At 48.4% G+C, this 15045-nt stretch carries 14 protein-coding genes and 1 tRNA gene; 5 read left to right on the forward strand and 10 right to left on the reverse strand.

The genetic code is table 11. The features are described from left to right. Nucleotides 1-16 precede the first annotated feature (16 nt). The gene (gene csgG / locus GFB57_RS18860; protein WP_003036082.1) at nucleotides 17-850 is read left to right on the forward strand and encodes a curli production assembly/transport protein CsgG; all 834 of its coding nucleotides are present in this window, start codon (nucleotides 17-19) and stop codon (nucleotides 848-850) included. 46 nt (nucleotides 851-896) lie between these two features. Here the strand turns inward: csgG and GFB57_RS18865 are convergent, their stop codons facing one another. The 4 genes from GFB57_RS18865 to ghrA form a co-directional block, all read right to left on the reverse strand. Next, nucleotides 897-1379 carry a DUF1097 domain-containing protein gene (locus tag GFB57_RS18865; RefSeq protein ID WP_008320293.1) on the reverse strand — a complete coding sequence of 161 codons (483 nt, stop codon included), beginning with the start codon at nucleotides 1377-1379 and terminating at the stop codon, nucleotides 897-899. Nucleotides 1380-1480: 101 nt separating this feature from the next. Next, complete coding sequence (locus GFB57_RS18870) at nucleotides 1481-2035, reverse strand: molecular chaperone (RefSeq protein ID WP_003036073.1); 555 nt, start codon at nucleotides 2033-2035, stop codon at nucleotides 1481-1483. A 23-nt stretch (nucleotides 2036-2058) separates the two neighbouring features. Then, nucleotides 2059-2796 carry a phosphatase gene (locus tag GFB57_RS18875; protein WP_003036071.1) on the reverse strand — a complete coding sequence of 246 codons (738 nt, stop codon included), beginning with the start codon at nucleotides 2794-2796 and terminating at the stop codon, nucleotides 2059-2061. Nucleotides 2797-2882: 86 nt separating this feature from the next. After that, nucleotides 2883-3821, reverse strand: coding sequence for a glyoxylate/hydroxypyruvate reductase GhrA (gene ghrA, locus GFB57_RS18880; RefSeq protein WP_003036066.1), 939 nt, complete (start codon nucleotides 3819-3821; stop codon nucleotides 2883-2885). A 236-nt stretch (nucleotides 3822-4057) separates the two neighbouring features. Here ghrA and GFB57_RS18885 point away from each other — a divergent pair. The 4 genes from GFB57_RS18885 to GFB57_RS18900 all read left to right on the forward strand — a co-directional run bounded on the left by GFB57_RS18885 (nucleotide 4058) and on the right by GFB57_RS18900 (nucleotide 8098). After that, a tRNA-Ser gene (locus GFB57_RS18885) sits at nucleotides 4058-4145 on the forward strand. A gap of 293 nt (nucleotides 4146-4438) precedes the next feature. After that, complete coding sequence (locus tag GFB57_RS18890) at nucleotides 4439-4756, forward strand: hypothetical protein (RefSeq protein ID WP_128295736.1); 318 nt, start codon at nucleotides 4439-4441, stop codon at nucleotides 4754-4756. A gap of 567 nt (nucleotides 4757-5323) precedes the next feature. Further along, entirely contained in the window at nucleotides 5324-6238 is a 915-nt protein-coding gene (gene rarD, locus GFB57_RS18895; protein ID WP_003036060.1) for an EamA family transporter RarD, read from the forward strand. A 936-nt stretch (nucleotides 6239-7174) separates the two neighbouring features. Next, on the forward strand, nucleotides 7175-8098 hold the full coding sequence (locus GFB57_RS18900; RefSeq protein WP_003036056.1) for a VirK/YbjX family protein: 924 nt from the start codon (nucleotides 7175-7177) through the stop codon (nucleotides 8096-8098). 383 nt (nucleotides 8099-8481) lie between these two features. Here the strand turns inward: GFB57_RS18900 and phoH are convergent, their stop codons facing one another. The 6 genes from phoH to putP form a co-directional block, all read right to left on the reverse strand. Continuing rightward, entirely contained in the window at nucleotides 8482-9270 is a 789-nt protein-coding gene (gene phoH / locus GFB57_RS18905; protein ID WP_003036052.1) for a phosphate starvation-inducible protein PhoH, read from the reverse strand. Continuing rightward, a complete protein-coding gene (locus GFB57_RS18910; RefSeq protein ID WP_008320287.1) occupies nucleotides 9249-9545 on the reverse strand; it encodes a hypothetical protein in 297 nt (98 codons plus the stop codon). Before GFB57_RS18910 ends, phoH begins: the two co-directional genes overlap by 22 nt. A gap of 247 nt (nucleotides 9546-9792) precedes the next feature. Beyond that, the gene (gene efeB / locus GFB57_RS18915; protein WP_290366872.1) at nucleotides 9793-11076 is read right to left on the reverse strand and encodes an iron uptake transporter deferrochelatase/peroxidase subunit; all 1284 of its coding nucleotides are present in this window, start codon (nucleotides 11074-11076) and stop codon (nucleotides 9793-9795) included. A 5-nt stretch (nucleotides 11077-11081) separates the two neighbouring features. Next, nucleotides 11082-12209, reverse strand: coding sequence for an iron uptake system protein EfeO (gene efeO / locus GFB57_RS18920; RefSeq protein ID WP_003036044.1), 1128 nt, complete (start codon nucleotides 12207-12209; stop codon nucleotides 11082-11084). Nucleotides 12210-12267: 58 nt separating this feature from the next. Continuing rightward, nucleotides 12268-13101: an iron uptake transporter permease EfeU gene (efeU, locus tag GFB57_RS18925; protein WP_003036041.1), complete on the reverse strand. Its 834-nt coding sequence runs from the start codon at nucleotides 13099-13101 to the stop codon at nucleotides 12268-12270. A gap of 212 nt (nucleotides 13102-13313) precedes the next feature. Beyond that, complete coding sequence (putP, locus tag GFB57_RS18930; RefSeq protein ID WP_003036036.1) at nucleotides 13314-14822, reverse strand: sodium/proline symporter PutP; 1509 nt, start codon at nucleotides 14820-14822, stop codon at nucleotides 13314-13316. Nucleotides 14823-15045: the final 223 nt, after the last annotated feature.

The raw sequence follows: 15045 nt of genomic DNA on the forward strand, positions 1-15045 counted from the left end.
ACGAAAGGAAAAAATCATGCAGCGCTTACTTATCATGGTGGCAGTAATTTTACTCAGCGGATGTTTAACAGCTCCGCCTCAAGAAGCCGCTAAGCCGACATTAATGCCCCGGGCCCAAAGCTATAAAGATTTGACGCATCTGCCTATGCCTACAGGTAAGATCTTTGTGTCGGTATACAACATTCAGGATGAGACTGGCCAATTTAAACCTTACCCGGCAAGTAACTTCTCTACCGCCGTCCCGCAAAGCGCCACGGCTATGCTTGTCACCGCATTGAAAGATTCTCGTTGGTTCGTCCCTCTGGAACGTCAGGGGCTACAGAACTTGCTGAACGAACGTAAAATCATTCGTGCGGCTCAGGAAAACGGTACGGTTGCGATTAATAACCGGATCCCGCTACAGTCCCTGACCGCGGCAAACGTCATGGTGGAAGGGTCAATTATCGGTTATGAAAGCAACGTTAAATCGGGTGGTGTCGGTGCGCGTTATTTCGGTATTGGCGCCGATACGCAATACCAGCTCGACCAGATAGCGGTAAACCTGCGCGTAGTTAACGTCAGCACCGGTGAGATCCTGTCGTCAGTGAACACCAGTAAAACCATTTTGTCTTATGAAGTACAGGCTGGAGTGTTCCGCTTTATTGACTACCAGCGTCTGTTGGAAGGTGAAATTGGCTACACCTCTAACGAACCGGTTATGCTTTGTCTGATGTCAGCGATTGAAACAGGCGTTATCTTCTTAATTAATGACGGCATCGATCGCGGATTGTGGGATTTGCAGGATAAGAAACAAGTTGATAATGACATTCTGGTTAAATACCGCCATATGTCGGTACCGCCAGAATCCTGATGGATCTTTACTGCATAAAAAGCGTGAGGAAAACCCTCACGCTTTTTTATTTACTGGTCAGCGTCGGCGATATTCGATTTTCACGGCGAGATGCCAGCCACAGACCACTGTTTTTCATCGCATAGCCGAATACCAGGCCCAGTACCAGTGACGGTACAACCAGTCGCCAGTCGCCCTGCCCTGCAAATGTTGCACATGCGCCAATAAACGTGCCCGGTACAAATGAAAGCAACCATTGCTTTGCCTGGATACACATCAGAAACGCGACAATTCCCGTCATGACATAACCAATAATGTCCATATGCGGGGCAAGCGCGCTACCGTTAATAATCACCAACGCCCACACCACACCGCTTAGCAGCGTACACGCCGAGATCCATAGTCCTTTTAGCCCACCTTGCGGGCAGGCGAAATAGGCCGTGCACCCCAGAAAGCCAGCCCAACTGAGTAAGCCAAGAGAAACGGCCACCCATCCCCAGATCCCAGAGAGAATGCCCGTTGTGATTGCAATTGAGAGAAGTATGTTCATGCCGCGTATCTTAGCAGAAAAACGGCATAGGAATGAGATCGTGCACACAATTTATGCAAGCATATAATTTGCGTTGCAGTTTAAAGTGATTTAAATCACATTTATTCGTCAGTATCTTCCTGCAATTCGTCCCACATTGCACTAATAGCATCACGTGTTAGCGGCGCCATGGTACGCCAGAACGGCGTGTTTGCGTGCGCCTCAACTTTGCCAAGGAACGTACCACACCAGGGCAGCAGGTAGTCTACAAACAAGGTATCAAGCGCCTCACTTTCATCTTCCGCAGACTGGTCTTCAAGCCATGAAGCCGCCAGCAACAGCGTACCAATGTGATCTGCCGGCGTATCTGCCAGCGGCATGCCGCGGGCAGAAAGAAATGCACGAACATCCGATTCTTTCGCCCCTTCTACCCAGGCGCTACGATAAGGCGGCACAGCACACTCTTCACCGACAAACAGCGCGTTGTAATCTGCAGCCAGTTGGGGCATATCGCAGCTCTTCTGCAGACGAGTGAGCAGTTCGTCCTGTTCCAACGGCCAGTTGGCGGACAGTTTACCTTCACTAATTAAGGTAAACAGGGGAACCAGTAAAGGGTCCTGCGGTTGGCGATAAAACAGCGAGCCCAGTACACGACACAGGATAGAAAACTCGTTCATTGATATATTCCAGTTAGTAACAATTACAGTTCAGCAAATTCCGCGATCGGCTCCATGCCTCGCGATTCCAGAAACGCCAACAGGCGTTTAGGTGTGACGTTTAAAATTCTGTCTTCAGGGAAATTAACATCATCCAGGATTTTACGGCATTCGCCAAATTCTCCCAGCGTGAAAGCAGTATGTGAATCCGACCCTAACGCCACCCAGCCGCCAGCATCGCGCACAGCCGCAGCAACCGCACGACAATTATCCTCACTGCCCTTACGCGAATGCAAAAACGAAGAGTTATTGATTTCCAGTGCAACCTGGTACTTTGCCGCCGCCTGGGCAATTGCAGTAATATCAACCGGATACTTGGGATTTCCCGGATGGCTAATGATGTGCACATTACCGCTGGTCATCGTGGCTATCATTGCCTGGGTATTGGTTTCTTTATCGTGAGGTGCAAAAACTGGCTCATGGAAGCCCGCAATAATGAGGTCCAGAGAGGTAAACATCGGACCTGAACAGTCAATTTCGCCTTCAATATTCTTAATATTCGCCTCAATGCCGCGCAGGATCCCTACGCCATCTACAACACGTGGCCAAATACGCATATTGATAAAGTGCCAGTGGTGAGGCGCGTCCGCCATGTCCGGTCCATGATCGGTAATAGCAAACAGCTTGATGCCTTTGCGACGGGCTTCAGCGATGTAATCACTTAAGGTGCTGTAGGCGTGGGTGCTGGCGACGGTATGCATATGCAGGTCAACGGGATACATAACTCTCTCCTGTAGTCATTTTTCGTCAAGGATAGCAGGTATCGCCGCTATTTATTAGCTGAAACCCGGCATCCGCCGGGTTAGCATTAGTATCCCCGAACGCGATCGACCTGACCCGTAACGGATTTCCCGCTCTCAAGATCCAAAATCGTGCGGGAGATATAGTCCACCGCCTCCGCCGGGCGCGTTACCGCGGCAATATGCGGCGTCATTGCCACACGCGGATGTTTCCACAGAGGACTGGTTTCCGGCAGCGGTTCACGGCTATAGACATCCAGCATGGCACCTTTCACCTTGCCGCTGTCCAGCGATGCCAGAAGATCGTCTTCATTGAGATGAACGCCACGCGCCAGGTTCAGTACGTAGGCGCCATCCAGCAATTGGCTAAGTAAATCAGCGTTAATAATACCTATGGTTTCTGCCGTATTAGGCAGGAGGTTGATAAGCACACGAGTTTGGCTCAAAAACGCGCCCAGTTCCTCAGTACCGGCGAAGCTTTCCACGCCAGACCAGGATTTACGCGAACGGCTCCAGCAGCGCAGTGGGAATCCCCATGCTTGCAGGCTTTCGGCAACTTTTGCGCCCAATACACCTGCCCCCATGATCCCGACGGTAAAATCCTCACGAGTATATTCTGGCAACGGTTGCCATTTCGCCTGATTTTTCAATGCCTGATAATCATCAAAGCGACGAAACCAGTGCAGCACCTGACTAACCGCATATTCCTGCATTTGCAGGCCCATACCCGTATCTTCCAGACGGAAAAGCGGGATCGACGCATCCAACATTTCCGGATGAGCATTGAGTTTACTGAGAATAGAATCGACGCCCGCGCCTAGCGCAAATACGGCTTTTAATTTTCGTCCTGCGAGCATTTCAACCGGCGGATGCCAGACCAGCGCATAGTCAGCATGTGCATTATCACCCGCTTTCCACTCACGTACGTTTGCACCAGGTATTGCCTTTGCCAACGCATTAATCCACCAGGTCGTATCGAATGTTGGGTGATAGAAAATTATATCCACATTGTCTCCTGAACATTGTTGTGCAGAACTTTCTCGCACTTATTATCATCATTTTCCGAGGGAACATCAGAGTAGCAAATTTTAGGATGCTGGCAAAAAAAACAATTCCCGCTTATTTATGCTCCATGTTGCTTGAAGTTTGTGTAAATGCACATTTTTTTCAAAAAGTTGATTGACGACGGGGCGGTGTTTCCCCTACATTAGCGCCCGTTCCGGTAGCACAGGAACAACAATATGGTGAGGTGTCCGAGTGGCTGAAGGAGCACGCCTGGAAAGTGTGTATACGGCAACGTATCCGGGGTTCGAATCCCCGCCTCACCGCCATATTTTAAGAAGAGCTCGTACGCAAGTATGGGCTTTTTTTTCGCATGTTGCACAGCATGGCGGGTATGAGAAGCCCGGACCGGGGTTCGACTACTGGCGCAGCCAGTTGGACAGACTGTGAGCACAGCGAACAGGCTGCCCGCAGGGCGAGCGAAGCGAGTCAATCCCCGCCTCACCGCCATATTTTAAGAAGAGCTCGTACGCAAGTACGGGCTTTTTTTTCGTATGTTGCACAGCATGGCGGGGATATCGCCCCGCTCAAGGTTTCTGCTCTACTTATCGCTGGTAGCGGCATGCATGAGACTTATCATGCCGGATTTCTTCATCAAATCACGCCAGATCCTCCGGTCCAGATTGCAGGTAATGACCTTCATAGCGGTTTACTCTTTCTCAAGCAACCAGCAGCGGAAGCCATCACCCATTGCCTAGTCCTGCGCAGTTTGCCCGCCAATACTCCCGGTTGTGCTGAGATATCAGCAAGCTGGTGGAGCATCGCTTTAATTTATTCCAGCGCGGCATTGCACCCGGTAATGATGCGCTTAAGCAAGGAATGCTGGCCAGGTGTTGTGAGTCCGGCAGCATCACGAATGGTGTGTAATACAGGGGTGTAAGCATCGATCGATTTCGTCGATCGATTACGTAAAAATTGATCTGCAAAATGAATTATCCCGCATGATTGTCCCTGTGCCACAATCTCTAAAACGAATTTAACTGATTGTTTATAAATCTAATTCCTGTCTTATTTAGGAGCGAACACCTTTTGTCCTGGAAGCTCGGCAGGGAAATAGCATAAAGGATGATGTGATGAAGAGATGCGCACGGTGTAATAAGAAAAGGAGCGTCTTTGAATAGTGGCTCTCACTCGATAAAGAATTCTGCGACGAGTGCTTATTTGATATTGACGAGGAAATCAGGGAAAGGCAAATACTCCCCGTCAGACGTCTGAAAGATGATCCAGCCCGCAATACAAATCGGAAGTCTTCCCCTTGATTTTTATCATCATTTTATAGATACGATTATGATAAATTTCACCTTGTTTTTTATATCACCCTGACTGTAAATGAGATTGAGTACTGTAACAGCACACGTTTCTCTTAAGAGCAGGTACATGCCAGAGTGAAGGGTTGACAATGCTCTTCAGAAGAACATGTCGGTATGGCAAGCAAGGATACACATAAATGGTAAAGTTTCTGCGAAATGGACCCGCAGTTGTTGTTCTGGCATTTATATTATGGGGCCTGATCCCATTGTTTTATCAATATCTATCTGGCGGAGCCCTCGCTGAAATTTTGATGTACAGAGTTTTCTGGTCTATACCTCTATTACTGCCAATAAGATTATTATTTCGTAAGAGAACGTTTTTTCGCGATTTACTGAAAGATAAAACCTCCTTCATATCCTGCATGATAGCAGGCTTGCTAATGGTAATTTCGTGGTCAGCTTTTATTTATGCATTAACAAATCATAAGGTACTCGACGCCAGTCTGGGATATTTTATCAACCCACTTATTGTCATTTGCCTTGGCTGTATTTTTCTTAAAGAAAAACCATCATTATTTCAACTTATAGCAGTAATATCCGGTGTATGTGGTCTTGGCTATCAGATTATTTCAGCAAACAGTTTTCCTTCACTAGCGTTAATCATGGGGTTTTCATTTGCATTGTACGGACTGGCGCGAAAATTTATCCATTACGATGCAATAACCTCAATCACGCTTGAAACATTCTGGGCTCTACCTGTTGCTCTTTTCATCTTTATCTATACTGGCTCGAGTATAACTACATCATCTGACATCTCTCTGTTCCTTTATATATTAACCGCTCCCGTTACAGTAATTCCGTTAGTGTTATTTGCAGTAGCGCTAAATCGTACATCTCTTATTGTGACAGGTCTTGCTCAGTATATAGAACCATCTTTGCAATTTCTCATTGCCATACTTATATTTGGAGAAGTTATTAATTACTCCGAGCTATTTTGTTTTTCAGCGGTATGGTTTGGATTGTTGCTATGTATATTTGAGAGTCTTTACTATCATTACCGACGTAATCCTCCACGGTCTGAAAGTAATCATCCTGCAGGCACTTTACGGTGATGTACATGCAGAATATAAAACTCAGTACGCTTATTCGTTTCCCTGGAACACGCGCTCAGGTATGAATGAGTAAACAACTCGAGTTTGTTTATTCAAGATTACCACGTCATTTAGGTACATAGGACAGTTGACTGCATGTTCATGGTTAAAGCCGGACAAAAAAATTTTTCCGATACCTTTATACAGATTGGCACTGTTTATCACCGGTGAATCCCCCGGAACACTGCCGCACTGCAACCAGGCATCGAGCTAGTGCATTTCTCTGAGAACGTGAGTGACCAGAGAATGTTGCGGCCGATCGGTAAAGTCTCTGTATCCGGAAATATTCTTAACGGCAGTACCCTATTCGTGCGTCAGCCAGCGAATCAGGTTCCCCTTGGTATTGTTTTGCGGGCCTGTTTCATAACCATACAATGCAAACTCCTTTTCAGTACAAAAGGTTACCAAAAATATACTGGGCATTATATCTGGAAAGAAAGTCAGGAATGTGTATATCCCAATTTAAGTTATTCAATTTGACAATAATCCACGAAAACCGGCGTATTGCGCGGGAATACAGCCAATTGTGATAGCTGTCATCGTTCAAAATTTGTCCTGACGTTCAAAGTCGTGCGTTTTCCAAACACCCATGGCTCGCTGAATCACATGATTTACTTCGTTATGTGGTTGACAAGTCAACCTACCAGTTTACTCAATGAACATCGGTATGTTTGTAAAGTATACTTTGTTTAACAAATATATATGTTCTTCTCTGTAGAATGAAAAAAATTTGTTTTCATCAGGATATGCGAACGAGAGAGCGCCTAATGATTATCAACAAAACTGGCATGTCAGACATGAATTTATTTTCAAAATGTTTCGCATTAACAAAACAGCGTCAGAGATTCCAGTATTTACACCTTGCACGTAAATAAATTTAAACACCCTGAATTAATAATGATACTTATGAAAAATACATCATATCTAAGTTTCTTTAACCAAATTCTATTGGCACGTGGCCCTTTGCATAGCAAATGGAAGAACAAAAAATTTCGACTCATGTATCTTTTACGATCTATGATAAGCCCTGTCTCCAGTATTCGGTATTATCAAGAATTACATTCCCTTAAATCAATTGATAAGATTCTGGAGATGCAACCTACGTTACCAGCCAAAATTCATCGTCCCTATTTACATAAAGGAGGGCTGGCATGGAATCGAAGGAAAAACATTATTGGTCACTACCGTTTTGTCCAGAGTTTACCAGTGAAACACCAGGCGTTATTATTACCCGACAGAGATGTGCTATTGGTCCATTTCACCGGAAAAAATGGTGAGGATTTTGATATTCACTGTTCTTCAGGCGGTTTTGATCGTGAAGGAGAACTGATGTTATCTCTGAGTTTTAACAACACCCCGGTGGCCCGATTGTCCTTCTCGGTTATCCCGTCAAAAAAAGGACATTGTGCATTTATTGGCGGTCTGCAGGGGGCACCAAAAAATATTGGCCCAGACATTATTCGTGACGCTACTAAAGCCTGCTATGGACTATTCCCTAAGCGGATCGTTTTTGAGGTTCTTTGTTCATTGATGCGTTGCTGTGATATCACTAATATTTTAGCAGTTAGTGAACAGAGCCATGTTTTCAGGCAATGGCGATACCGGTACAAGAAACGTAAATACTTTGTTGCCCTGTACAGTGATTTTTGGGAATCAGTTGCTGGTCGTCCATACGGTAATTGGTATAAGTTGCCAATTTATGTAGAGCGTAAGTCATTTAATGAGCTTGCCAGTAAAAAACGCGCGGAATACCGGAGACGGTATGACCTGTTGGATCATATTAATGAGGAAATCATGATTCTTCTGCAAAATCAGATGTAACATAATGTCGTAACTCAGCTCAGAAACTGGCTGATGAATGCGACATCTCGATAAAAGCGTAGCTATCGTTCCGCGTTGGCGAACCATTACACGAACGTCCGCTGAGTGCTGTGAGCTCAACGGGTCGCTGATCCGCGAGACGCATTCATCACTGGATAAACGCATGAGTCTAAAATAAGGTGTTCTCTATTCCACAGTTCATAAATCAAACTTTTGACATATCTCAAGTCAGGCAAGGTTCCCCCTCGACTTCAGATATCCTGGTTTCTACTCGTTTTCGATGTTCTATTTCATCAGAGCATACTATTTCAATTTCTAAAATTTACTTAATAACACACAAATAACAAAGCCCGGTTTCCCGGGCCTTGAAGACGGAGTACTTATCAGTTGTAAGCGTTGAGCGTCCGCTGACAGAGCGCAGAGCGGACGCAATCGTCTTTATTGAAACGAACAATCCCAACCATATCATCTTCTTCGAAACGGGCCAGCGCATCGCTAAGCCCTGAGCGAACGTGAGCTGGAAGATCGCACTGGGTCACATCCCCATTCACAATCACCGTCACATTCTCCCCGAGGCGGGTCAAAAACATCTTCATTTGCGCAGCAGTGACGTTCTGAGCCTCGTCAAGAATGACCACTGCATTTTCAAATGTACGTCCACGCATATAGGCGAACGGCGCGATTTCCACCTTACCAATCTCAGGTCGCAGGCAATATTGCATGAAGGAGGCTCCCAGCCGTTTCACCAGCACGTCATACACGGGGCGAAAATAAGGAGCGAACTTCTCGGAAACATCTCCAGGTAAGAAGCCGAGGTCTTCATCAGCTTGCAGAACTGGACGGGTTACAATGATCCGGTCCACGTCTTTGTGGATCAGTGCCTCTGCAGCTTTTGCCGCGCTGATCCAGGTTTTACCACACCCGGCTTCACCGGTGGCGAAGATCAGCTGTTTACTCTCGATAGCATTCAGGTAGTGCGCCTGAGCTTCATTCCGCGCCGTGATTGGCGTGGCGTCGCGACTGTCACGCGCCATACCGATCGCTTCTACGCCGCCCATCTGCACAAGCGAGGTGACCGATTCATCTTCACGTTGCTTATGACTACGCGAATCCCGCCTCAGCACACGTTTTGCTTCACGACGAGCTTTGATCACTGCTTTTTGTCTTCCCATGGATAGCACCTTGAGTTGTAGGTATACATCACACGCGCCGTTGGCGGCACGATTATGCGCACGAACATCTGAGGGTTGGCTTCCTTGTAAGCCATTGCTTGCTTTCGGATAAGACGCCACACACGGCTACGCGCACCGTACAGGGCGTCAGTAACAAGGATAAGAAGTGAATGAGAGAGAGATTTAGCGGTGACGAGGTGGCTACCGGAAGAGAAACGTCCGCGTAAGGTACTGCTGTTACTGTGAAAAACGTGTCCAGTACAGGACTTTTCCATTCGCGATCTCCATAGTGAATGACTATCACCGCCGGGAACTACCGCTATTACTTATAATTACATCATAACCTTTCGCTAATGCAACAATATTTTTACTTATTGTTAACTTAAATTCTATCTTATCACCAGAGACAGTCTCTTGCAGAGAGATGACAGAATTATTTCAGTCGCATACCGATCATAAAAAATAGTTTGTTCCTTCATCAAGATGTCAGGAAAAACCCCGCTGTACTGCGGGGCATCATCATCAGGCTTCGAGCAGAGACTGTCCCAGATAATTGTCTGCAGTTTTAACGCCCTGCAAAGCAAAGAAATATCCCCCGCCAATCGGTTTGACATACTCTTCAAGCGCTTCACCATTCAGACGTTTCTGCACCGCCAAAAATCCTTTTTCCAGATCGTGTTGATAGCAAACAAACAACAGCCCCATATCCAGTTGACCGGAATTAGTCACACCGAGCGAATAGCTGTAGCCACGACGCATCATCAGGCTCGAGTCGGTCTCTTTCGTGCGCGGGTTTGCCAGGCGGATATGACTGTCGAGCGCAATCACCTCACCTTCAGGATCACTGGCATAGTCAGGCACATCATGCTCATGCTGCATACCCAGCGGCGCGCCGGTGTGTTTATCACGACCAAAAATCGTTTGCTGCTCTTTCAGCGGCGTACGATCCCAGAACTCAACGCGGAACTGAATGAGCCTGACGGCCTGATAACTGCCACCTTGCGCCCAGGCAGGTTCGCCCTGCCCATCCGTCACCCACACCACGTCTTGCATCAACTTCGCATCCGTAGCGTCCGGATTCGCGGTACCGTCTTTAAAGCCAAGCAGGTTGACCGGGGTCTCTTTGCCTTTGCTGCGCGCGGCGTGGTCAGAAATAAACCCTTCACGTTTCCAGCGCACGCTGAGGAGATCGGGCGTATGTTTAATGATATCGCGCAACGCGTGGATGACAGTGTCCTGAGTGTTGGCACAAATCTGCAGCAGCAAATCGCCATGGCACAGCGCCGCATCCAGCGAATCATTCGGGAAGCGGGTCATTTTTTGCAGCTTTTTCGGCATCTGCGATTTCAGGCCATAACGTTCATCGAACAACGATGAACCAACCGACAACGTCATCGTCAGGTTGTCTGGCGCAATGTATGCGCCGAGGATACCTGAATCCATAGGAGGGAGACGCGGATTGGGCGTATCCGGTGCCGGTCCACCGGTGGTCAGAAACGCAAATCGGCTAGTCAACAACCGGAATAAACGCTCAAGATCGGCCTTATCGCTGGCGAGAACATCGAATGCCACCAGCATCATTGATGCCTGCTGCGGCGTCAGGATCCCCGCCTGATGCTGACCATAAAACGGCTGCGTTTCACTACGCGCATCCGGAGACAGCGTTCCCGGCGCGCTTTGTGGTTTTTGCGCGTGGGCAACCGGACACCCACCCGCCAGCGCCAGCGCCCCACCCAGGGCGCCCATCCCTTTCAGTAAACGTCGGCGTGACGGTTCGCTCACGCCGTTTTCATTATCTTGCTGCATAGTGCTTAATCCAGACCCAGAACACCGCGTAATTGCGACAAGTCTTCCGCCAGCGTCGTGATTGGCCCTTTCAGCGCATTACGATCGGCATCAGTCAGTTTGTCATAGGTTTCAAAACCGTCTTTGGTACGGTACTTGCTCAGAATGGTATCAACCTTTTTGAAGTTCGCATCCACCTTCGCCAGCAGCTCAGCATTGGATTTTTGCAACTGAGGACGTAGGAGATCGACAATTTTCTGCGCGCCATCGACGTTGGCCTGGAAATCCCACAGATCGGTATGGCTGTAGCGATCTTCTTCCCCACTGATTTTGCTGGCAGCAACTTCTTCAATCAGTCCTGCTGCCCCGCCAACAACTTTTGACGGTGGGAAAGCCAGCTCGCTAATACGCGTTTGCAGGTCAAGAACATCGCTATTTAATTGGTCGGCGTACTGATCCATACCTTTGGTGGTATTGTCGCCAAACAGCGCTTTCTCCAGGCGGTGGAAGCCGGTGAATTTAGGATCGGCGGCTTTTTGCTCATAATCATCTTCACGCGCATCGATGCTGCCGTCGAGATCGGAGAACAGTTCAGCAATCGGTTCAATACGCTCATAATGCTGACGGGTTGGCGCATACAGCGATTTCGCTTTTTCCAGATCGCCTGCTTTAATCGCATCAGTGAAGGCTTTAGTGCCCGCAACCAACTGCGCGGTTTCAGCTGTCACATAAGCTTTATATTCGGTAATCGCGCCGCTCAGACTCAGCAGAGCATCGCTCTGTGCGGCATCCGCCGTTGCGCTGCCTTTTACGATCAGTTTGCCTTTCGGGTTAGTCAACAGACCGCAGGTCATATCATATTCGCCAGGCTGCAGGTTAGCGGTCATTTTCTGGCTAAAGCCTGGTGCAATGTTTTCGCGCTCTTCAACCACCATAACGCCTTTAAGAATTTCCCACTCCAGCGCTTTCTGGCTGTGGTTCTGGATGATGAACTGCGTTTTCCCGGCGTTAACCGTGATCGTCATCGGTTCACACTGTTTGTCGTTAACCGTGACTTTCACCTGCGGAATATCGGCGGCTTGTGCAGAAAAAGCGGATGCAAACAGCGCGGCAATACCCAACTGCAGCGCACTACGGCGAAAATTAAACGTCATAACCTATCCCTATAAATAAGTATGTTGTAACTAAAAAGTATTCTGCATCGCGTTTTTATCAAGGTGCGGTACGCGATGCCGTAGTGCCTGAACGCGGCGGTAGTGCAAACATAATCAACGCCGGAATCAGGTAGATAAACCAGACAGCGACTTCACTAACGCTTGGCGCTTCCTGATAGCCGAAAATGCCTTCCATCAATGTGCCAAACAGCGAATGCGTCGACAGCACACTGCTCAGGTCAAACGCCACATCCTGAAAATGATTCCACAACCCGGCTTCGTGGAAAGCGCGGATCGCCCCTGCGGCAAGACCGGCAGCTACCAGCAAAATGAACAGGCTGGTCCATTTAAAGAATGCCCCGAGGTTGAGGCGAATGCCGCCGAGGTAAATCAGGTATCCCAGAACCACTGCGGTAGCCAGTCCCAGCATCGCGCCTAACGGCGGCCAGATGCCTACATCCTGCTGGAATGCCGCCAGCAGGAAGAACACCGATTCCAGCCCTTCTCGCGCAACAGCAAAAAAGACCATCATCACCAGCGCCCAACCGTGATGATTACCGCGTTGCAACGCGTTATCGACAGCCTGTTCAAGCTGGACTTTGACGTTGCGGGAAACTTTACGCATCCAGAACACCATCCAGGTGAGGATCACCACGGCAATGACCGCCACGATGCCTTCAAACAGCTCCTGTTCTTTTTGCGGAAATTCCCCGGTGGTTTCGTTGATGAAAATCCCTAACGCCAGGCATAACGCCGCCGCCAGCAGAACACCAATCCACATCACACCAATCCATCGACCACGCTGAGTCCGTTTCAGGTAGCTGGCAATCAGGCTGACAATCAGCGCGGCCTCTAACCCTTCGCGCAACATAATTAGAAATGGAACAAACATGCGAAGAACCCTTAAACGTTATTCTCGGTCAATTGATGAAAAGAAAAGTAAATTACAGTGATAGTGATTATCATTACAGCAAAGAAAAACTCAAGCAGAATGTTTTGAGAATGATGACTTAATGTAAACAGTTAGGCGGGTAATGGTTATGCAGGTTTGCGGGGGCGCAATAAAAAGCCCGCGCACGGCGGGCTTCAGGGACAGGAGATAAATTATTCTGCCTGTAAACGCGATGGCGGAGCTGAGTGATAATGCGCGTCAGCCTCGGCAAAACGTTGCTGCATAGCAGTTGAAGGTGCTTTACCCAACAGGCTGAAGACCACAATACCGATGCTGCCGAAAACAAAGCCCGGGATGATTTCATACAGACCCAGCCAGGCGAACTGCTTCCAGACGATTACCGTCACCGCACCGATGATCATCCCTGCCAGCGCGCCGTTGCGGGTCATACGCGACCACATTACCGAGAACAGAACCACAGGGCCAAACGCCGCGCCGAAGCCCGCCCAGGCGTAGCTTACCAGACCCAGCACGCGGTTCTCCGGGTTCGCCGCCAGCGCGATGGACACCAGCGCCACGACCAGCACCATGATGCGGCCAATCCATACCAGCTCTTTCTGGCTGGCATTTTTACGCAGGAATGCTTTGTACAAGTCTTCGGTGATTGCGCTGGAGCACACCAGCAGCTGGCAGCTCAGGGTCGACATAACCGCAGCGAGGATCGCAGACAGCAGAATACCGGCAATCCACGGGTTAAACAGGATTTGCGCCAGTTCAATAAACACACGCTCGGCGTTCTGGTTAACGGCACCAGCAAGCTGTGGGTTGTTGTTAAAGTAAGCAATACCAAAGAAGCCCACAGCCACGGCACCTGCCAGACACAGGATCATCCAGGCCATGCTAATGCGGCGAGCATGAACGATGCTATGGTGGGAATCTGCAGCCATAAAGCGCGCCAGAATATGCGGCTGACCAAAGTAGCCCAGACCCCAGCCCATCAGGGAAATGATGGCAACAAAATTCAGCCCTTTGAACATGTCCACGTTCTCAATGCTCTTTTGTTTAATCACTTCCAGCGAATCCTCGAACCCACCCACACCAATAATAACCATCACCGGCGTCAGGATCAGGGCGAAGATCATCAGGCTGGCCTGGACGGTATCAGTCCAGCTTACTGCCAGGAAACCACCGATAAAGGTATAGATGATCGTCGCGGCCGCGCCCGCCCAAAGTGCTGTTTCGTAGCTCATGCCAAAGGTACTTTCAAACAGACGCGCCCCTGCCACAATCCCTGAAGCACAATAGATGGTGAAAAACAGCAGAATAACCAGCGCGGAGATAATACGCAGAATTCGACTTTTATCTTCAAAGCGACCGGTAAAGTAATCCGGTAACGTCAGCGCATTGTTATTGTATTCGGTGTGTACGCGTAAACGTCCGGCCACCAGCTTCCAGTTGATCCAGGCGCCCAAAATAAGGCCGATGGCGATCCAGCTTTCTGAAATGCCCGACAGGAAAATTGCGCCAGGCAGACCCATCAGCAACCAGCCGCTCATGTCAGATGCCCCAGCGGATAACGCGGTCACGAACGGACCCAGACTGCGTCCCCCCAGAATGTAATCGTCAAAGTTTTTGGTTGAACGCCATGCAATAAACCCTATCAATATCATGCCGAAAATATAGACACAGAATGTCACTAACATCGGTGTGCTAATAGCCATCAAAACTCTCCAAAATTATGTATCAGCAATGCCGTGGCTTGCCGTTTTATTACCCTGCCGGAACGTGGCAAAGATATCTATGTTGACCAGGGCGACCGTATCCTGCCGGAAGCGATGGTTATTCACAATCGATTTAACACACCATTTACATCAAATTTGATCCAGAGTAGATAGCATTTTTCTGTAGGTTGCACTCTCTCACATTTTTTTCGGTTGCACCTTT

The sequence above is a fragment of the Citrobacter sp. S39 genome (assembly GCF_009495675.1).
GTDB classification, from domain to species: domain Bacteria; phylum Pseudomonadota; class Gammaproteobacteria; order Enterobacterales; family Enterobacteriaceae; genus Citrobacter; species Citrobacter freundii.